Below are 19481 nucleotides of genomic sequence, written 5' to 3'. Positions count from 1 at the left end.
ATAAGGACAGGAAATGAAACACATCCAGCGCAAGCAAACCTGATCTATTTCCCTAGGAGGTTATTCCCTATGTTCACAACCGTTGAAAGTTTAGTTAAAGAGTTTCAGACAGAATCTGCTACCACCCAACAATTGTTGGATACACTAACAGATGAGTCGCTAAACCAAACGCAAGCCGATGGCTATCGCCCACTTGGATATATTGCTTGGCATCTCGTTCACTCCGATCGCGGCATGCTATACGGGACGGGTCTGAAGTTTGAAGCACCTCCAGCTGGAAACGAGCCGCCTAAGCAGGCTGCAACCATTGCGGAAGCGTATCGGACAACGATGCAGAACATCATTAACGCGGTCAACACCCAGCTGACAGATGAGAAACTGCAAGATGTGGTCATGATGTTCGGCAGGCCATGGACAATTAGCACGGCACTGTATGGCTACTTGAAGCATGAGATTCATCATCGTGGACAGTTAACGATCCTCATGCGCCAAGCGGGTTTACCTGTGATCGGTGCATACGGTCCTGCCAAAGAGCAGTGGGCAGCTATCGGTATGCCAGCCCCAGTGATGTAAACAAGGGAAGCCTCCAAGTCCGTTTTCCACAGCGGATAAGGGGGCTTTTTTACCTGCGTTTACCTATGTACAGATGGGTTCCAAACATTGCGATCACCCAACTGCATTGAATTTACGTATCCTTTCATATAAACTATTACCTAACATGCCTTATCTTGACATAAGGTGCTAAGAACTGATGATGTTGAAGAGGGGAATACAGAATCATGACGGAGAAGCAGCGGGTGCGGATTCGGATCGAGAGTCGAAGCGGGAGCGAGACCACGGTGCAGAAGGCGCGCGGAGATCTTTATCGTAAAGGCGATCACACCTACATCCGCTATGAAGAAGAGCCGAATGAGCTAGGGCGCACAGTGACGATTATTAAGCTGGAGGAGAACCAAATTCGCATTATTCGCCAAGGGGACGTACAAGCGGAGCAAACCTTCGTACCTGGGGAGAAGCGGACAGGCTTTTATCACACGCCACAGCTTCGGATGGAACTGGAAATTGAGACGCACAAGCTGACCTCGGAGGCCATCCATGGGATCGGAATTACGAGGTGGAGCTATGATCTATATGCATCAGGCACGCATGCGGGAGCCTATCGAATCAAGTTGTTAATTCAGGAGGAGTAAGACAATGGACGTATTAAACGAAGTAAAAGCGAAAGTGAAGCAAGCGATTAAAGAGGCTGTTCTAGCGGCGGGTATCGTGGAAGAGGCTCAGCTTCCTGAAATTATTCTGGAAGTACCCAAAGAGAAGACACACGGCGACTTCGCGACGAATGTGGCGATGCAGTTGACGCGTATTGCGAAGGTGAACCCTAGACAAATCGCAGAGCAAGTGATTGCGAATCTCAACAAGGAAGCTGCGAGTATTTCTCAAGCAGAAATCGCGGGACCGGGCTTTATTAATTTTAAAATGGATAATGTCTACCTCTACCCAGTGATAGCTGATGTGGCAAAACATGGCACTCGCTATGGCGAATCGAACGTAGGTCAAGGTCTTAAAGTGCAAGTGGAGTTCGTTAGTGCGAACCCTACGGGCTCCCTCCACTTAGGACATGCACGTGGCGCAGCTGTAGGCGATGTGCTCTGTAACGTGTTGGATCTCGCAGGTTACGATGTATCCCGTGAGTACTACATTAATGATGCGGGTAACCAAGTCATCAACCTGGCTAAATCCATCGAGGCTCGCTATCTGCAAGCGCTTGGGCAAGAAGCAGAAATGCCGGAGGACGGTTATTTCGGTGAAGATATTAAGGGCTTTGCAACGGAGCTCGCTGCATCTGAGGGTGATCGTCTTCTGAGTCTGTCGGATGAGGAGCGCCGTACGTATTTCCGTACTTACGGTCTTGAGAAGGAACTCGACAAAATCAAACGCGACTTAGGCCGCTTTGGTGTTCATTTCGACCATTGGTTCTCCGAGACGTCGATATATGAAGATAACCTGATTCCGCCAGTGTTGCAAGAGCTACGGGACAACGGTCACATTTACGAAGAAGAGGGCGCAACGTGGCTGAATACGACGCCGCTTGGGGATGACAAGAACCGCGTTTTGATCAAAAATGACGGATCCTTTACGTACCTCACGCCGGACATCGCTTACCACCGCAACAAATTCGGACGCGGCTATGACCGCTTAATTAATATTTGGGGCGCGGACCACCATGGTTACATCCCGCGGATGAAAGCGGCTATGACGGCGCTTGGTTTTGAAGCAGATCGTCTTGTTGTATTGATTGCCCAAATGGTGAGCCTATTCCAGAATGGTGAAAAGGTTAAAATGTCCAAACGTACCGGCAAAGCCGTTACGATGGAAGACCTGATGGACGAAGTGGGCGTGGATCCGATTCGTTATTTCTTCGCCATGCGGAGTATGGATTCGCATCTAGATTTCGATATGGACTTGGCGGTTTCCCAGTCCAATGAGAACCCTGTGTTCTATGTGCAATACGCACATGCACGGATCTGCAGCATCTTCCGTCAAGCGGAAGAGCAAGGTATCGCGGTGCTCCCGCTGGGACAGGTGGACCTATCCCAGCTCACATCGGAAGCCGAGTTCGACTTGCTGCGCAAGATCGGCGAGCTTCCGGAAGAGATTGCCATTGCGGCTGAGCAATACACGCCGCACCGCATGATCCGCTATGTCTACGAACTGGCGAGCCAGTTCCATAGCTACTATAGAGGCCACTACGTCATCACGGATGACGCAGCCTTAACGCAAGCCCGCCTCGCGCTGCTCGGCGCGCTGCGCACGACCCTGGCCAACACGCTTCGCGTGGTTGGCGTGTCCGCCCCTGAGCGAATGTAACACCCGCTCAAACAAAGAAGAAGCTCCCCTTGACCACTGGTCAACAAGGGGAGCTTCTTTACTTCTCAAGCGCAGCCGTAGGCCTGCGCTCTATTCTTGGCGCGCGGCACGGATCGCGCGCCGAGCGTTCAAGTTGCCCGGCTGCCAGCGGGCATTCACGCGCTTGCTCAAGCTGAAGGAGCAACGCCGCAGCGCGTTCTTGATCTGAAGCGGCGACATTGGCTTCAGCGAAAGCATGAGCGCGATGACTCCGCTTACATGGGCTGTGGCCATGGAAGTGCCGCTGAGCTCGTTGTATTTGCCGCCCAGCCAAGCTGAATACACGCGCTCCCCAGGAGCGTAAATGTCGATTTGACTTCCGCGATTACTGAAAGGGGCAATCTTCCCTAATCGCGTTGTCGCACCGACAGAAACAACCTGCGGGAAGCGGGCGGGATAATCCACCGTTTTCTTTTTACCGTCGTTACCCGAGGAGGCTACAATGACCTTGCCTTGATAATAAGCGTTCATAACCGCTTGCTCCAAGGTAGGATTATAGGTCTTCATCCCGAAGCTCATGTTAATAATATCGAGGTCGTTCTGGACACACCAATCAATGCCGGCAATAATGTCGGACACATAGGCGCTGCCATTTTGATCAAAAGCTTTCACCGGATGAATAATGGCCCGCGGCGCTACGCCAACGATACCGGAATAGCGGCCTGTCGCTGCAATTGTGCCGGCAATATGAGTACCATGTCCATTATCATCATTCGGCAGCAGCCTGCGATTCAATAAATTAATACCGCGTGAAATGGAATTTCGCAGATCGGGATGCTTGAAATCGATCCCTGTATCGATCACCCCAACGCGAATATTTTGCCCGACGGATTTGCTCCAAATTTCGGGGGCACCAATCTGATCTACGCCCCAAGGAATGGTTCGTGTGCGGGTGCTGGATAAGATGCGTGCGCGTTTTGGCGCGGGTTTGCGACCTGTGACTCGGTTTAGGGAGATTTTCGTATCAAGCTCGATACGTGTCTTGCTGGAAAAGTCTTTAAGTTTCGTATCCGGACACAGGGTGCAAGAGAAGGCGTGAATGATATCGAGTGGTTGAACCCCAGATAAGCCCGTCAGCGCCGTCTTCATTCGAAGAAGCTCATCTTTGCAGGCGAGGTAATCTGTCTCTGATGTGAAATGGATAAGATGCTTTTTAGCTGTTTGTTTAGTGGGACCTACATCTTCATGGAGCATATGAAGAAAGGTGGCTATATCCATCGTGCCATCCCCCCGGAAAAACGAATGTCGTATCTCCCATATCCTATGTACAGGTCATTTCGATTGACCGTGTCATCGCCTTTATAGAAATAAATGGGTGCGAAGCCGTGTCAGATGCGTAGGTTCAACATAGGATACATAGAGAGGCGCGGGCAGGAGTGTCTCTTTCTCAGGTAGCGGAAACGGCTGCTGTTAATCGGCAGACGCTTTCCAATGGGTACAGTCGCAGGCGGAGGGGGACCTTCGCTTGTATTCCATTTTATGGGCTATATTTTTGGCTAAACTCACGCGACCTAAGGGGTCTGTGTAGTCGTTTATTTAAGGGTAGTTGCAATTTTAGAAAAAATAGGTTTTACTTAATGAAGATATTGGTTATGGTAGATAACGTAGTCAAGAAACGATCGAAAAGGATGTGCCTTAGATGAGCAGCGAATACACTCTCAAAATCACCACAGAGCAAGCACGCGAAATGCCCATGGTGGATTTGGCGTTCGAATTGCTGAAGTCGGCGAATACGCCGTTTTATTACCGTGAACTTATGGCTGAAATTGCTAAAATAAAAGGGCTTTCCGAAGACAACGTCATGCAAGTGATTGCCCAACTATATACGGAAATCAATATCGATGGACGTTTTGCTTGCGTAGGAACGAATCTATGGGGCTTGAAACGTTGGTACCCTGTTGAGAAGTCAGACGATGCGGTTGGGAACGCGAAGCGTCCTAGAATCATTAACGACGAAGATGATGATCTGGATGAAGATGTTTACGCGGAAGAAGAAGATACATACGCTGAGGAAGACGAGTACGATGCGTTTGGTACCGAAACCGAAGAGGAAGAAGAAGCGGAAGAGGATACTGAATTCTTTGAGGACGAAGAAATCGAAGAAGATCTCGGTGAAGCTGGTATTGAAGAGACAGACGACGCTGATGAGGATGACGATTTGGATGAGGAATCCGATGAGGAAGACGACGAAGATTTGGACGATGACGACGACAAATAACTTGTCTTGACAGCCACTAGGCGTTCAGAGTAAACTATTGCATGGGCTTTAAAAGAATCTTAACAATTCGCGTATGCGTTCAAAAAGTGCCCCGTCACTACGGGTGTCACTTTTTTTTGTTTTTTTAGCGGTTTTTTTTGCGTTTTGTCATGAAAACACTTATTTAGCAGAAGCTAATGCTTACACACCTATGTTCTGGCGCCACAAAAAGCTAATGCTTTCGGAGCCGGTTTTCTACCGAATACGTTTAGCTCATGCTTAGAATAAGTCAGTTGGATATGATCAGCTTTATGAAGATAATCAAGCTTACGAAGCCAGTTTTATACTAAAACTTTTAGGAGGCGTACATAGTGACAAAATACATTTTCGTTACGGGGGGCGTAGTTTCATCCCTTGGCAAAGGAATCACCGCAGCTTCCTTAGGAAGATTGCTGAAGAACAGAGGTTTGAAAGTTACGATTCAGAAGTTCGATCCTTACATCAATGTAGACCCAGGAACAATGAGTCCTTACCAGCACGGTGAAGTTTTCGTAACCGATGATGGTGCGGAGACGGATTTGGATTTAGGTCATTATGAGCGTTTTATCGACATTAACTTATCCAAAAGCTCGAACGTAACATCGGGTAAAGTGTACTCCTCCGTTATTACCAAAGAGCGTAGAGGTGAATACCTAGGCGGTACAGTTCAAGTTATTCCTCATATTACGAATGAAATCAAAGAGCGTGTGATTCGCGCAGGTCGTGAAGCGGGTTCCGATGTAGTTATCACTGAAATTGGTGGTACTGTAGGTGACATCGAGAGTTTGCCTTTCCTAGAAGCGATTCGTCAAATGAAAAATGATATCGGCCGCGAGAATGTGATGTACATTCACGTTACGCTGATTCCTTATATCAAAGCAGCGGGTGAAGTGAAAACGAAACCTACGCAGCACAGTGTTAAAGAACTACGCGGCTTAGGGATTCAACCGCATGTCATCGTATGTCGTACAGAGCATTCGTTGACAGAAGATATGAAACGTAAATTAGCTTTGTTCTGCGATATCGACCCTGCAGCAGTGATTGAGTGCAAAGATGCGGAAACCTTATATGAAGTACCGATGATGCTTCGTGAGCAAGGTCTTGATGATTACGTTGTGAATCATTTGAAACTTAACACGAACCAGCCGGATATGACGGAATGGGAAAGTCTCGTTCGCAAGGTGAAATCCTTGACGAAGAAAACAGAGATCGCCATCGTTGGTAAGTATGTTGCCCTTCACGATGCCTATCTGAGTATTGTAGAAGCGTTGGGTCACGCTGGTATCGATAATGATTCCGAGATTGATATTCGTTGGGTTAATGCCGAGGATATCTATGACCACAACGTGCATTCCTTACTTTCCGGCGTACAAGGAATTCTTGTACCAGGCGGGTTTGGTGATCGCGGGATCGAAGGGAAAGTTGCGGCAATCCGTTATGCACGTGAGAAGGAAATTCCTTTCTTCGGTATTTGCTTAGGGATGCAAGTGGCTGTTATCGAATACGCACGTTCTGTTTGTGGTTTGGATGGGGCGAATAGCTCCGAGATTAACCCAACAACGGCGTATCCTGTTATCGATCTTTTGCCAGAACAGAAGGATATTGAGAATCTTGGCGGCACGATGCGTTTAGGTCTATACCCTTGTAAACTGGTTCCAGGTTCACTAGCTGCAACGACGTATAATGACGAGCTTGTCTATGAGAGACATCGTCACCGGTACGAGTTCAATAATGAATACCGTGAATTGGTTGAATCCGCAGGTTTGCGTATTTCAGGAACATCCCCAGACGGCCGTTTGGTCGAAATGGTAGAGCTTCCAGGCCACCCATGGTTCTTGGCTGTTCAATTCCACCCGGAATTCACATCCCGTCCGAACCGTCCACAGCCGCTTTTCCGTGAATTCGTGAAAGCTGCGCAATCCATTGCTCGCTAGAAACTTCTGTTGAAGCTCAGGAGACGTATCTCCTGATTTTCAACTTATATGTAAAACTTTTCAAAAAACTGATCTCCCCAGAAGGAAAACGAAAATGAATAGCGAATACCTTGACTCATAGGATTGGGACTTGTTATTCGTTTTCGGGAGGGGACTAGGCTGATGAAGAAAAAAGTATTAGTTGTTGATGATCAAAATGGAATTCGCGTGCTCCTCATGGAAGTGTTCAGTAACGAGGGGTACGACACCTATCAAGCCTCCAATGGCAAGCTGGCCTTGGATATCGTTAGAAATGTAGCTCCTGATCTCATACTGTTAGACATGAAGATTCCTGGAATGGATGGACTTGATATTTTGAAGCATGTTAAGGAAATTGACGTGTCCATCAAAGTGATAATGATGACAGCATACGGTGAGCTCGATATGATCAAAGAAGCGACGGATTTGGGTGCTATTATGCATTTTACGAAGCCTTTTGACATTGATGAACTGCGTTTGGCTGTGAATATGCAATTAAATAATGAACCAAGCAGTGGCTTTGCCGTAGGATCCTAATTAATAGGGTCTTTTTTTGCATATAGAACGGATAAATTTCACATCATACAAGTGGCTATTCGATTAGACAACGCTCCGGTCTAAAAAAGATGGTGGTGATGTTTAATTTGTTATGGAAAAATGAAGGCTTGGTTATCATTTGAAAAGTTATGTGCTATAATAACTCAGGTATGACAGAGAGCGGTATGCGCATCTACTAAAGAGGTTCTAGGAGGAAGAGAAACATGGCATTGGTTTCAATGAATGATTTTTTACCTAAGGCAAAAGCAGGCAAATATGCGGTTGGTCAATTTAACATGAACAATCTTGAGTTTGCTCAAGCGATTGTGGAAGCAGCAATCGAACTGAACTCCCCGTTCATTTATGGTGTTAGCGAAGGCGCACTAAAATATATGGGTATCGAGTTTACTGTAGCTATTGCAGAAGCAGCAGCTAAGAAATCCGGTCTTCCTATCGCATTGCACTTGGATCACGGTAGTTCGTTTGAAGTAGCAATGAAATGTATCCGTGCAGGATTCAGCTCTGTTATGTTTGACGGTTCCCACTATTCTTTCGAAGAAAACATTCGTTTGACGAAAGAAGTTGTTAAAGCTGCTCGTGCAATGGGCGTATCCGTTGAGGGTGAGCTTGGAACAATCGGTGGCGTTGAGGATGACATCTCCGTTGATGAAGAGCACGCTAACCTTGCAAAACCAGAAGAAGCAATTCGCTTCTACGAAGAAACAGGCGTTGACTGCTTGGCAATCGCTGTAGGTACTGCACACGGTATGTACGCTGGCGAGCCTAACATTCACTTTGATATCATTGAAGCAGTTTCCAAAGCAATCCCAGTTCCAGTAGTATTGCACGGCGGATCCGGTGTTCCTGACGAAATGATTCGTAAATCCATCGCAGCAGGCGTTGGTAAAATCAACGTGAACACAGAGAATCAAGTAGCTTGTACAGAAAGCATTCGTGCAGCTCTGAACAAAGATGCTAAAATCTACGATCCTCGCAAATACCTTACCCCAGCTCGCAGCGCTATGATCGAAGTCGTTAAATCCAAAATTCAATTGTTCGGAAGCAGCAACCAAGCTTAATTCCAAAATTGTATAGATAGGGTAGGAAATGCTGTATTTCACAGAAGGATGCTCAACAAATCGTTGACATCCGTCTGTGTCATTACGGGCGTTTCCTTCTTCTATTTCTTGATAACCATGTAAGCTTCCTATTTTGCTTCGCGTCATTCATAGTAAACGCTCGATCATGCCTGTGGGATGACGAAGCCGTTATTTTGCCCCGTTCCTATTCATATACTTCATTATTTGTGGATTTTCGTCGAATGTTTGTGGATTTATTACGATTTATCGATTTAGCTAGTGAGAAGGCACCTGGTTTAGGGGGAGAAGTATGTTGGAGAAATTAATGGTGGTCGGTGGACGCCCACTACGGGGAACTGTTCAAATCAGTGGAGCGAAGAATAGTGCGATTGCGCTTATTCCTGCTGCCGTACTTGCAGAAACACCAGTTACGTTGGATAACCTTCCACATTTGAGTGATGTGGCTATATATACAGAAATTTTAACGGATTTAGGCGCGACGATTGATTGGAACGAAGATCGAATGACGATTGACCCAAGTGACATGAAACCTCTTGCGATGCCGAACGGCAAAGTGAAGAAGCTTCGTGCCTCGTATTATTTGATGGGTGCACTGCTAGGTAGATTCGGAGAGGCAACGATTGGTTTGCCAGGTGGTTGTAATTTTGAACCACGTCCAATTGATTTGCATATTAAAGGTTTTGAAGCTTTAGGTGCTGTGGTAAGCAACGAGAATGGAGCTCTTCATATTCGTGCCAAAGAATTGCGTGGAGCTAAGATTTACTTAGATATGGCGAGTGTTGGCGCGACCATCAATATCATGCTGGCAGCTTCACGTGCCAAAGGGTTAACAACGATTGAAAATGCGGCAAAAGAGCCTGAAATTATAGATGTAGCAACGCTCTTGAATTCGATGGGCGCGAAGATTAAAGGTGCGGGTACCGATACAATTCGTATTGAAGGTGTTTCGGAGCTGCACGGTTGTCGTCATTCCATCATTCCTGACCGTATCCAAGCGGGGACTTACATGATTGCAGCAGCAGCGACACGCGGCGATGTGACCGTAGATAATGTCATTCCTAAGCATCTAGAAGCCCTTACCGCTAAGCTCCAAGAGATGGGTGTTCATGTCTATGAAATGGATGAATCCATTCGTATTGTCGGGCAGCCGATCTATGAAAGTGTAGATGTGAAAGCACTAACGTATCCTGGATTTGCAACGGATCTCCAATCACCGATGGCCAGCCTGCTTTGCCAAGCCAAAGGTGTTAGTATCCTAACGGATCATGTATATAGCAATCGGTTTAAACATATTCCAGAGCTTGTGCGTATGGGCGCCAAAATGAAGGTCGAAGGACGTTCCGCGATCATTGAAGGTTCACAACTCAGTTCAGCCAAAGTGAGAGCAACGGATTTACGTGCCGGTGCCTCCCTTGTTATTGCAGGTCTTAGCGTGATGACCGGTGGCATAACAGAAGTGTCAGGTGTGGAGTTTATCGATCGTGGCTACGAGAATTTAGTATTTAATCTATCTTCCCTGGGTGCGGAAGTTTGGCGTGAGAACGAGGAATAAAGTACCAGACAACAGGCAATGCTAGAATCCAATTGAAAATTTAATAGTTTGGTGGTTGAAATATGAGCATGCAGCTTGCTGAGCTTGAAGTACTCAAGCTTACTGAATTATATAAACTAGCTAAGAAACATCAGATCCCATATTACGGTACGCTGAAGAAAAAAGAACTCATTTTTGCCATTTTACGTGCACAAGCTGCAGAGAGTGGATTAATGTTCATGCAAGGTGTCCTAGAAATTTTGCAGGAAGGTTTTGGATTCTTACGTCCAATCAACTACTTGCCAAGCTCAGAGGACATCTATATTTCAGCCTCACAAATTCGGAAGTTTGATTTGCGCTCGGGTGATATTGTGTCCGGTAAGTGCCGTCCTCCTAAAGAAAATGAGCGCTATTTCGGGCTTCTCCAAGTCGAAGCAGTAAATGGTGAGAAACCGGAGACAGCTGCGGAGCGCTTGCATTTCCCGGCATTGACACCTCTTTATCCAGACACGCGGATTACGCTGGAAACAGAACCGAACAAGATTTCGATGCGTATTATGGACTTGCTCGCACCTGTCGGTCTTGGGCAGCGTGGGCTTGTCGTGGCACCTCCTAAAGCAGGGAAAACATTATTGCTGAAAGAAATCGCGAATAGTATTTCGACGAATTATCCAGAGATTGAGCTTTTCGTCTTGTTGATCGATGAGCGTCCGGAAGAAGTAACCGATATGCAGCGTTCCGTCAAAGGTGAAGTTGTAGCTTCAACCTTCGATGAGCTTCCTGAGAATCATATCAAAGTCGCTGAACTCGTTCTAGAACGCGCGATGCGTCTAGTTGAACATAAGAAAGATGTCGTTATCCTTCTCGATAGTATTACACGCTTAGCAAGAGCCTATAACCTCGTCGTACCCCCATCAGGCCGGACATTATCCGGTGGTGTTGACCCCGCGGCGTTCCATCGTCCTAAACGTTTTTTCGGAGCTGCTCGTAACATTGAAGAAGGCGGTAGCTTAACCATTCTAGCTACAGCACTCGTCGAAACCGGCTCACGTATGGATGACGTCATTTATGAAGAATTTAAAGGGACAGGCAATCTGGAACTTCATCTCGATCGTAAAATGGCAGAGCGTCGTATTTTCCCAGCTATCGACATTCGTCGTTCAGGGACTCGCCGCGAGGAAGCGTTGCTTGGTAAAGATGAGCTTGAGAAAGTATGGGCGCTTCGCAAAAGCATGAATGATTCGCATGAGTACACCGAAGCCTTTATCAAAAAGCTTGCGGATACGAAGACGAATCAAGAGTTCTTGGATTCGTTGGCGTCGCCTTCTGCTGGAACGCCTTCGTCAGCGAACAAAGGGAAAGTCAAAAATTCAGCATCTTAAGCTTACAGATAACGATCCATTCGTTGTATACAGAGGAGTACCGTTATGAACTTGGTTTATTCAGATTCACAAGGAAATGTATTTGATCATCCTGATTTTCTGGCCCTTGGCCGAAATGCAGAAATGATCACCGAAATATTAGATGACGAACTGATCCCTCTTCCTGAGGGCTCAACACTTGTCAGTCTTCCCTTCACACGTCCAGTGGGCATTGATGCCACAACGGGTGAGATGAAACTGGTTGAAGGGGACTATCACGCGGTTGGCGCGCTGCTTCCGCAGGGTTTCACGAGACTTCTTCTCCCTGGGTATGTGAAATCGGACAAAACGAAAGCATTGCCCTTGTTCGGTTACACGGCTGTCGTATGGAAAGAAGATGGCTTCTACGTAGCCGCGCGGCTGACGGATAATCCTTACTTCTGGAATCCGATTCATTGCGACCCTGATGAACTTGAGGTTGAAGTGAAACGGCTAACAGCCAAATATCCGGAAAATCGTTTGTATGCGCATCTCTCGAACTGCGCGCTGGGCTACGAATGCTTGACGGCTTCGAACACGTTCTTACAGCGATGGGAAGGGGCTGTCCCTGTCTCCTATTCCTGTAATGCAGGATGCTTCGGATGTATCTCTGAGCAGCCTGATGAGAGCGGCTTTGTGGCTCCGCAGACGCGGATGAACTTTAAGCCGAAGGTCGAAGAGATTACGGAGATCATGCTTGAGCATCTGCGGACTCCGGAGAGCATCATCTCCTTCGGACAAGGCTGCGAAGGCGAGCCGAGCACGCAAGCGGTAATTATCATTGATGCCATCAAACGTGTGCGTGAGCAAACGAAGATGGGCTACATCAATATCAACACGAATGCGGGCCTTACGGACCATATTCGCGGCATCGTAGATGCTGGACTTGATCTTATGCGTGTTAGTACGATCAGCGCGTTAGATGATCATTACAACGCCTACTACAAGCCGAGAGCGTATACGCTCAAAAATGTAGAGAAATCCCTCCGTTATGCGACGGATAAAGGGGTCATCACATCGATCAACTATCTGGTTTTCCCAGGTGTTACCGACCGAGAAGAAGAGATCGAAGCGATGATCGAATTTGTCCGCAGAACGGGATTGAAATTGATTCAATTGCGCAACCTGAATATTGATCCCGAGAGTTATCTCAGCATTATCCCCAAGGCTCAGGGTGAACTGCTAGGGATGAAGCAAATGATTGAGATTTTCGAGCAAGAATTGCCGGATGTGGTGATTGGTTCTTACTCCCATACACCCAAATTCTACACGAGTGATCGTGCGCTTACGACGGTGCTATAAACCTTCCAATGGCAGGTTTAAGCAAATCATTTTCCATTGCATCTGCTCTTACGAGTATGCTACAATGCAATAGTACGTCCATTAACTCTGTTTCAGCACATGATTCAGGGCGGAAAGAGGTGAACCAAATGAAAGCAGGAATTCATCCTACTTATCATGCAACCACAGTGACTTGCGCTTGTGGTAACGTGTTCGAAACGGGTTCAATCAAAGCAAACCTTCGTGTTGAGATTTGCTCCAATTGTCATCCTTTCTACACTGGTAAACAAAAGTTTATCGATGTAGGCGGCCGTGTCGACAAGTTCAAAAAGAAATACGGAATCTAATTGGCATCATTTGCTTGATTGCCAATCAGCATAAGACATCCTCCCTTGGTCATCCTAAGCTTAGGCTTAGAGTCCAATGGGAGGTGTTTTTATGTTCAAGGGTCTAGTCAAGTTTACGGGAACCATTTGCCTTATAGCGAGTTTAGTAGGGTGCGGGATGTGGACAGGCAACAACAAGAAATCGAATAACGATGCTAATTATAAAGTACAGAATTATAAGCAGGATGGGTTATTGGGAATCACAGATGTGAACCCGAACAATCCGATGAACCCAACCTATCATCATTACGAGGATGATACGAATCTGATGAAGGCTGTGCTGGCTCAGCTGCCTGGCATACAGAAGACCAATATCGCAATCAATGGTCCTTCAGCTAAGGTTAGAATAACGCCAACAGCTTCATTGACAGCGGCCCAAGTTGAAGAATTGCGTTCGCAAGCGCAGCTGGCACTGCAAACCAACATGCCGCGATATAACATACAAGTCACAATGGTTCGTTAGAATTGCACCCAGCAGGTAGTTTTTCCCCTCAGGTTGCTATTTAGCAGTGAATCAGCTATACTATTTTTACTGTGCTAGATGGGGAGGTAGCGGTGCCCTGTAACTCGCAATCCGCTGTAGCGAGGTTGAATTCCTGTTAGCGGTACTGTGATGTGAGGTCTGGCTTTTACACGTGGTGTTGAGAGTCGGGTCCTTCGCAATGGATGCTCATGAACCCGGTCAGGTCTGGAAGGAAGCAGCCGTAAGTGAGATGTTTCATGTGCCGAGGGGTTGCCTGATTTGAGCCAACGATAAGAGTTCGCTTGTATCCCTTTATCAATAACAGGTGCACAGTTTTAACTTGCCCTATAAGTTCGAACACATAATGAAAACGCCAGCTTCTAGGGCGTTTTTTCTTTTATATATAGCAGGAAGAATATAACTTTATAGAGAATCTTTATACGATAAATACATACGTTTTGATGCCGCGCGCAGATGGTTGGATAAGAGAAAATGAAGGAGCTGTTGACATGCCCATTCATGAACCCCAGATGTATTCGGTATCCATTGAAGAACTACGGAAGCTGTTCAATCATAGCCTGCAAACGGGCATGCTGATGGTGGATGAAGACGATAGGCTCTTGCATGCATCCGACCAGGTGTTGAAAGTTTCTGGTTATTCGGCGGATGAAATAACAAACATTACGTTCCCTCAATTATTTAAGGCGAGGGCTTCTTTACGTGAGTTATACGAGTTTCACTTTAAACATGAGAACGATGTGGGTGAGTGGCCGCATGGCTTTTTGAAGGCGAAGAACGGTAGCTTGATGTATTATCAATTCTCTATGTTGCGTGTGAACAACGGGAATACCTGCATATACTTATTGTCATTGAAAAACAAAGAAGAAGGCCAATCCTTGAACTTGCTGCAACGCTTTTCAGATGCCTTTCTCAAAGATATTAACTTAGGTGTACTCTTAATTAATTTGGATTACCAACTGGCTGATATTAGTGATCGTGCCTGCCAGATGCTAGCTTTGGAACGAGAACACATTCTCAATAAATCGCTGGATGATATTTTTGCAACAGTTCCCAGTCAGCACCAGCTTGTGCAACGATCACTTTTGAATGGAGCGATTGTGCGTAATCATGCGGTGTCTTGGACCAATAATCAGGAAAGGTTCGACTTGCTGCTTGATTCCAGTGTCTTAAAGGATAGTCAAGGGAATATCGTGGGGGCCTATGTCATTTTTAAGGACGTGACGAATATGCGCTCTCTGGAACAAATGGTCCAAAGAAGCGACCGTCTTGCCATGATTGGGCAGATTGCTGCGGGCACAGCTCATGAGATTCGCAATCCGCTGACTTCGATTAAGGGCTTCTTACAAGTGTTTCGGCGTGCGTTCGGTGAGCGTGACATGTGCAAAGAGCAAAACTTCACTGACGTCATGCTGGAGGAAATTGATCGAATCAACGCGCTAGTAAACGAGTTTCTATTGCTGAGTAAGCCTAGGCATGTGGCCTATGAGCCTATTCTTGTGAGCGAAGTGTTGCGAGGGATGGTGCCGATTATCCATAATGAGGCGATCCTCTACAATGTGCAGCTCCATTACGAGGCATCATGTCACGTCCCAGAGGTCATTGCGGACAATGAACTGCTCAAGCAAGTTTTTTTGAATGTGTGTAAAAATGGGATTGAAGCCATGCCCGATGGAGGGGTGCTGACGATATCGGAGCGTGTAGATACCATAGAGCGTAATGTGTGTGTGGACATCCATGATACAGGTTCTGGTATTCCAATGTTCGTGATTGATAAAATTTTCGATCCCTTTTTTACAACGAAGGATACCGGTACGGGGCTTGGGCTTTCTGTGTGCCAACGCATTATTCATGATATGGGCGGAACGATTCGAGTCGGTTCCAAAGGCTTTGGAACCACGTTCACGATATCCATTCCCTATACATGATCTATCCTCTATTTCATCCCTTGGAACGATATAGTATAATGGATGTAGTCAATCCACGCAGGGATTATTGGAGAGGAACACTATGGCACACATTGCTTTGTATCGCACGTGGAGGTCGCAGACGTTTCGTGATGTCGTCGGACAGAGACACATAACGCAGACCCTGCAGAATTCTTTACGGGAAAATCGTCTAACACATGCTTATTTGTTTAACGGCCCCCGGGGGACGGGGAAAACAAGTACAGCCAAAATATTAGCCAAAGCTATAAATTGCTTGAACGGACCAGCCGAAGAGCCGTGCAACCAATGTTCTGCCTGTGAGCGAATCACCGAAGGTGCTGTGATGGACGTTGTTGAGATCGATGCGGCTTCCAATCGCGGTGTTGAAGAGATTCGAGACATTCGAGATAAGGTCAAATATGCCCCGACGGAAGTTAGGCAGAAAGTGTACATTATCGATGAAGTGCATATGCTGACGACAGAAGCCTTCAATGCCTTACTGAAGACACTGGAAGAGCCGCCGGCGCATGTGATGTTTATTTTGGCGACAACGGAGCCTCATAAGATTCCGGCTACGATCATTTCCCGCTGTCAGCGTTTTGACTTCCGGCGCGTTTCGATGGAGGATGAAGTTGGGCGTCTACAGTATGTTTGTGATCAAGAGCACATATCGATTGATAAGGAAGCTCTTCACTATATAGCAAGACTATCGGATGGCGGAATGCGGGATGCGCTAAGTCTGTTGGATCAGGCCACATCTTTCGCGACGGGAGAGATACAGCTTGCTGATATTTTATCAATCACAGGCGGTGTTGCTTCGGATCAATTCAAGAAACTCGTTTCCTATATCAAGGAACAGAATCTGGGCGCCGCTTTAGAGTTGATTGATACCTTTATGCAAGAGGGAAAGAGCGCGGATAAGTGTATCGAAAATTTGATTCATTATTTCCGCGATTTGTTGATGGTTCGGATGGTGCCGAATTCACCAGTCATTGCCGAGCGCGTATTTGATATGGCGGAGCTCAAAGAGATTGCGAGTCACTTCACCCCGAGTGAAATGATGAGCATGATCGAGACGCTGAATCATTACCAGAGTGAGATGAAATATTCGGTTCAACCGCAAACGCTGCTCGAGATCGCCATAATGAAAATAAGTGGTGGACATCGCGGTGCTGAGGGCAGCTCTCGCTCAATGGATGAATCCGGAGGACGTGCGCCGCAAGGCGATCTTCTCGCGCAGATGACGCAAAGAATGAAACAACTTGAAGAACAGATAGCAGGACTGGTAAAATCGGGAGTGACGGTTGCTGCTGGTGATAATGCTAGGCAAGCGCCTGCGGCCAAAGTGGCCGTAGCCTCGGCACCATCTAAGAAGTCAGGACTTAAGTTGGACCCTTATCTGAAGGCGTCGGAAGCTCCAGATACGAAGACTGCGCTGATGAAGTGGAGTCAAGTGTTAGGAGATGTCAAAGAGAAGAAGATCACCGTTCATGCTTGGTTTGTTAACGGGGATCTGGTCGCCATGCTCGATGATGTTGTGCTTGTCGCATTCAAGAATGACATGCACCGTAATACGACAGAGAAGCCGGAAAACAAAGTCATCATTGAACAAGTGCTTTCTTCTGTTTTTGGTAAACCGATGCGATTGTTGACCTTGATGCGGAAGGAATGGGACGATGCGAAGAATGAAGCAACGCACGCCCCGCCTGAAGAGATGGAATTAGTGGCTGAAGATGGACGCGGGAACGCGGTCAAAGAAGAATGGATTTCGGAAGCCATCCAATTGTTTGGCGAAGACCTAGTAACCATTAAAGAAGACTAAATATAAGGGAGCGACCTATTATGAATAACATGAACCAAATGATGAAGCAAGTGAAGAAAATGCAAGAGCAAATGATGAAGGCACAAGAAGAACTAGGTACTAAAATGATCGAAGGAACAGCAGGTGGCGGCGTTGTCACATGTATCATCAATGGGCACAAGAAAGTACAAAGCATCACGATTAAACCAGAAGCGGTTGACCCTGATGATGTTGAAATGCTGCAAGACCTTGTGTTGACAGCTGTTAATGATGCGATGTCCAAGGCTGAAGAAATTGCGAACAAAGATATGGGCAAATTCACAGGCGGTATGAATATCCCTGGATTGTTCTAGAACAACCAAGAAATAACGATTCTGCACGATGAAGGAGTACTCCTTTGTATTACCCCGAACCGATAGCCAAGTTGATCGATGCCTTCTCCCGTTTGCCGGGAGTAGGTCCTAAGACGGCGGGACGCTTAGCCTTTCACGTGCTTCGGATGAAAGAAGAAGATGTGATCGACTTTGCGAAGTCGCTTGTTAATGTGAAACGAAATCTACATTATTGTTCCGTTTGTTGTAATATTACCGATGTGGACCCTTGCCGGATTTGTCAGGATAAAAGCCGCGATAATTCCATCATCTGTGTGGTACAGGAGCCCAAAGACTTGGTTGCGCTGGAGCGAACCAAAGAATTTGAAGGCTACTATCACGTTTTGCATGGCGCCATTTCCCCGATGGAGGGAATTGGCCCTGATCAAATTCATATCGCTGAACTGCTCAAACGACTAGGCGACGAAACGGTGCAGGAATTGATTCTGGCCACGAATCCGAATATTGAGGGCGAAGCCACAGCGATGTATTTATCGAGGCTTATCAAGCCGTTTGGACTACGAGTTACCCGTATTGCCCATGGACTGCCGGTTGGCGGGGATTTGGAATATGCAGATGAGGTAACCTTATCCAAAGCGATGGAAGGCCGCAGGGAATTATAACCTATAAAACGTGTATGTGGAGAGCCGAGAGGCTCTCTTTTTCATACCTAATAACTGCCATTGTTCTAGTTCTGAACTAACCAGAAACTCCATATATATAGAGCAAACTGATTATGGAATGAATGGGGGGTTGCCTGTGCGACCAGCATTATTAGGCAAGCATGGATTCAAGAGTCTGCGACAGAAGCACGTTCAAGATGAGTTGAAAATGGACAAGATTATGTTGATTCAAGAGATACGTTCTGCTCATCAGACTTGGGTTGCCGCTCAAGCTCATTTCGACTTTGCTTTGGACAAGGATCAAATCGACTACACGATCTATGCATTAGAGGCAGCGGAGAAGAGATTCGAAATGTTGATCAAACAAGCTAAGAAGCTAGGGATTAGTTTAATTGATAGTGATCGTTTAATGGAGGTGTAGGCGTTGTATCTCAAATATGCCATATGGGGAGTTATGATACTCTCCTCTCTTATGCTGTTGTTAATTGTGTTTCGAAGCCGTAGTGGCGGCAGAGTCGTTGCATCCCTTGGATTAAATGTAGTGGTGGCAGCGTTTCTGCTGTATGTATTGAATCTGGTAAGTTCATACACCCATGTAGAGCTTCCCATTAATACGGCGACTTTAGGTACTGCGACCCTTCTCGGTATTCCTGGTGTGATGTTACTGGTCGGTGTGAAATTAGCCTTGCTCTAGCTGTTAAAATAATACATTGCCAATAAGGTTGACTCGACCAAGCCATCTGTGTTATCTTATAAAAGTTGCCGCTGAGACATGCGGAAATACAAAAGTAACTTGAAAAAAACAAGTTGCAAAAGAAAAGTAACTATGATATATTGATGTTCCGGCTTTCGAAAGAGAGCAGGTAGGACAAGAGTGATTGATCTTTGAAAACTGAACAACGAGTGAGTAAGCACGAACGAGTAATCGTTCAAATAAAGAGATTGCA

General features: G+C 46.4%; 20 protein-coding genes and 1 other RNA gene. 19 read left to right on the top strand and 2 right to left on the bottom strand.

Annotated features, from left to right (window positions below):
* The first annotated feature begins 69 nt into the window (after positions 1–69).
* The 3 genes from A8709_RS03965 (at position 70) to argS (ending at position 2868) form a co-directional block, all read left to right on the top strand.
* Positions 70–573 (top strand): DinB family protein, encoded by a 504-nt coding sequence (locus tag A8709_RS03965; RefSeq protein ID WP_065850898.1) that lies wholly within the window; start codon positions 70–72, stop codon positions 571–573.
* A gap of 206 nt (positions 574–779) precedes the next feature.
* On the top strand, positions 780–1190 hold the full coding sequence (locus tag A8709_RS03960) for a YwiB family protein (RefSeq protein ID WP_065850897.1): 411 nt from the start codon (positions 780–782) through the stop codon (positions 1188–1190).
* Between the two features lie 4 nt (positions 1191–1194).
* The gene (gene argS / locus A8709_RS03955; protein ID WP_065850896.1) at positions 1195–2868 is read left to right on the top strand and encodes an arginine--tRNA ligase; all 1674 of its coding nucleotides are present in this window, start codon (positions 1195–1197) and stop codon (positions 2866–2868) included.
* A gap of 90 nt (positions 2869–2958) precedes the next feature.
* Here argS and A8709_RS03950 read toward each other — a convergent pair whose 3' ends face one another.
* Positions 2959–4125, bottom strand: coding sequence for a S8 family peptidase (locus A8709_RS03950; protein ID WP_065850895.1), 1167 nt, complete (start codon positions 4123–4125; stop codon positions 2959–2961).
* A 421-nt stretch (positions 4126–4546) separates the two neighbouring features.
* Here A8709_RS03950 and rpoE point away from each other — a divergent pair, with 421 nt between their 5' ends.
* The 16 genes from rpoE (at position 4547) to A8709_RS03870 (ending at position 19228) form a co-directional block, all read left to right on the top strand.
* A complete protein-coding gene (gene rpoE / locus A8709_RS03945; RefSeq protein WP_065850894.1) occupies positions 4547–5125 on the top strand; it encodes a DNA-directed RNA polymerase subunit delta in 579 nt (192 codons plus the stop codon).
* A 350-nt stretch (positions 5126–5475) separates the two neighbouring features.
* Complete coding sequence (locus A8709_RS03940) at positions 5476–7077, top strand: CTP synthase (RefSeq protein WP_065850893.1); 1602 nt, start codon at positions 5476–5478, stop codon at positions 7075–7077.
* 162 nt (positions 7078–7239) lie between these two features.
* A complete protein-coding gene (locus tag A8709_RS03935) occupies positions 7240–7632 on the top strand; it encodes a response regulator (RefSeq protein ID WP_065850892.1) in 393 nt (130 codons plus the stop codon).
* Positions 7633–7856: 224 nt separating this feature from the next.
* Positions 7857–8711 (top strand): class II fructose-1,6-bisphosphate aldolase, encoded by an 855-nt coding sequence (fba, locus tag A8709_RS03930; RefSeq protein ID WP_065850891.1) that lies wholly within the window; start codon positions 7857–7859, stop codon positions 8709–8711.
* 313 nt (positions 8712–9024) lie between these two features.
* Positions 9025–10284, top strand: a complete 1260-nt coding sequence (locus A8709_RS03925) for a UDP-N-acetylglucosamine 1-carboxyvinyltransferase (protein ID WP_065851232.1) — start codon at positions 9025–9027, stop codon at positions 10282–10284.
* 62 nt (positions 10285–10346) lie between these two features.
* Entirely contained in the window at positions 10347–11645 is a 1299-nt protein-coding gene (rho, locus tag A8709_RS03920) for a transcription termination factor Rho (protein WP_065850890.1), read from the top strand.
* Positions 11646–11690: 45 nt separating this feature from the next.
* Positions 11691–12965, top strand: a complete 1275-nt coding sequence (locus A8709_RS03915) for a radical SAM family protein (RefSeq protein WP_065850889.1) — start codon at positions 11691–11693, stop codon at positions 12963–12965.
* 128 nt (positions 12966–13093) lie between these two features.
* On the top strand, positions 13094–13291 hold the full coding sequence (gene rpmE, locus A8709_RS03910) for a 50S ribosomal protein L31 (protein ID WP_028555047.1): 198 nt from the start codon (positions 13094–13096) through the stop codon (positions 13289–13291).
* Positions 13292–13382: 91 nt separating this feature from the next.
* Positions 13383–13793 (top strand): hypothetical protein, encoded by a 411-nt coding sequence (locus A8709_RS03905; protein ID WP_065850888.1) that lies wholly within the window; start codon positions 13383–13385, stop codon positions 13791–13793.
* Positions 13794–13862: 69 nt separating this feature from the next.
* An RNA gene (ffs, locus tag A8709_RS03900) (signal recognition particle sRNA large type) lies at positions 13863–14126 on the top strand.
* Positions 14127–14302: 176 nt separating this feature from the next.
* Positions 14303–15739 carry an ATP-binding protein gene (locus A8709_RS03895; protein ID WP_141692421.1) on the top strand — a complete coding sequence of 479 codons (1437 nt, stop codon included), beginning with the start codon at positions 14303–14305 and terminating at the stop codon, positions 15737–15739.
* A gap of 82 nt (positions 15740–15821) precedes the next feature.
* On the top strand, positions 15822–17561 hold the full coding sequence (gene dnaX / locus A8709_RS03890) for a DNA polymerase III subunit gamma/tau (protein WP_065850887.1): 1740 nt from the start codon (positions 15822–15824) through the stop codon (positions 17559–17561).
* A gap of 20 nt (positions 17562–17581) precedes the next feature.
* Positions 17582–17893, top strand: a complete 312-nt coding sequence (locus A8709_RS03885; RefSeq protein WP_028555044.1) for a YbaB/EbfC family nucleoid-associated protein — start codon at positions 17582–17584, stop codon at positions 17891–17893.
* A gap of 44 nt (positions 17894–17937) precedes the next feature.
* Positions 17938–18534 carry a recombination mediator RecR gene (gene recR / locus A8709_RS03880; protein ID WP_028555043.1) on the top strand — a complete coding sequence of 199 codons (597 nt, stop codon included), beginning with the start codon at positions 17938–17940 and terminating at the stop codon, positions 18532–18534.
* A gap of 136 nt (positions 18535–18670) precedes the next feature.
* Positions 18671–18955 (top strand): DUF2508 family protein, encoded by a 285-nt coding sequence (locus A8709_RS03875; protein ID WP_244163094.1) that lies wholly within the window; start codon positions 18671–18673, stop codon positions 18953–18955.
* A 3-nt stretch (positions 18956–18958) separates the two neighbouring features.
* On the top strand, positions 18959–19228 hold the full coding sequence (locus A8709_RS03870; RefSeq protein WP_084224651.1) for a pro-sigmaK processing inhibitor BofA family protein: 270 nt from the start codon (positions 18959–18961) through the stop codon (positions 19226–19228).
* A gap of 51 nt (positions 19229–19279) precedes the next feature.
* On the opposite strand, the gene A8709_RS34865 is transcribed toward A8709_RS03870, so the two are convergent.
* The coding region (locus A8709_RS34865) for a hypothetical protein (RefSeq protein WP_208607633.1) at positions 19280–19481 on the bottom strand (202 nt) is incomplete at its 5' end.

Source organism: Paenibacillus pectinilyticus, from assembly GCF_001700435.1.
Lineage (GTDB): Bacteria > Bacillota > Bacilli > Paenibacillales > NBRC-103111 > Paenibacillus_E > Paenibacillus_E pectinilyticus.
Note: the sequence above shows the minus strand (reverse complement) of the source record. Positions and strands in the feature narration are given on the sequence as shown.

What these genes read in the sequence shown, in the direction of transcription:
- rpoE (WP_065850894.1), top strand. Translation starts at nt 4,547, where the DNA reads ATGAGCAGCGAATACACTCTCAAAATCACCACAGAGCAAGCACGCGAA.
- rpmE (WP_028555047.1), top strand. Translation starts at nt 13,094, where the DNA reads ATGAAAGCAGGAATTCATCCTACTTATCATGCAACCACAGTGACTTGC.
- dnaX (WP_065850887.1), top strand. Translation starts at nt 15,822, where the DNA reads ATGGCACACATTGCTTTGTATCGCACGTGGAGGTCGCAGACGTTTCGT.
- A8709_RS03885 (WP_028555044.1), top strand. Translation starts at nt 17,582, where the DNA reads ATGAATAACATGAACCAAATGATGAAGCAAGTGAAGAAAATGCAAGAG.
- A8709_RS03960 (WP_065850897.1), top strand. Translation starts at nt 780, where the DNA reads ATGACGGAGAAGCAGCGGGTGCGGATTCGGATCGAGAGTCGAAGCGGG.
- A8709_RS03895 (WP_141692421.1), top strand. Translation starts at nt 14,303, where the DNA reads ATGCCCATTCATGAACCCCAGATGTATTCGGTATCCATTGAAGAACTA.
- A8709_RS03935 (WP_065850892.1), top strand. Translation starts at nt 7,240, where the DNA reads ATGAAGAAAAAAGTATTAGTTGTTGATGATCAAAATGGAATTCGCGTG.
- fba (WP_065850891.1), top strand. Translation starts at nt 7,857, where the DNA reads ATGGCATTGGTTTCAATGAATGATTTTTTACCTAAGGCAAAAGCAGGC.
- argS (WP_065850896.1), top strand. Translation starts at nt 1,195, where the DNA reads ATGGACGTATTAAACGAAGTAAAAGCGAAAGTGAAGCAAGCGATTAAA.
- A8709_RS03915 (WP_065850889.1), top strand. Translation starts at nt 11,691, where the DNA reads ATGAACTTGGTTTATTCAGATTCACAAGGAAATGTATTTGATCATCCT.
- A8709_RS03905 (WP_065850888.1), top strand. Translation starts at nt 13,383, where the DNA reads ATGTTCAAGGGTCTAGTCAAGTTTACGGGAACCATTTGCCTTATAGCG.
- A8709_RS03965 (WP_065850898.1), top strand. Translation starts at nt 70, where the DNA reads ATGTTCACAACCGTTGAAAGTTTAGTTAAAGAGTTTCAGACAGAATCT.
- rho (WP_065850890.1), top strand. Translation starts at nt 10,347, where the DNA reads ATGAGCATGCAGCTTGCTGAGCTTGAAGTACTCAAGCTTACTGAATTA.
- A8709_RS03950 (WP_065850895.1), bottom strand. Translation starts at nt 4,125, where the DNA reads ATGGATATAGCCACCTTTCTTCATATGCTCCATGAAGATGTAGGTCCC.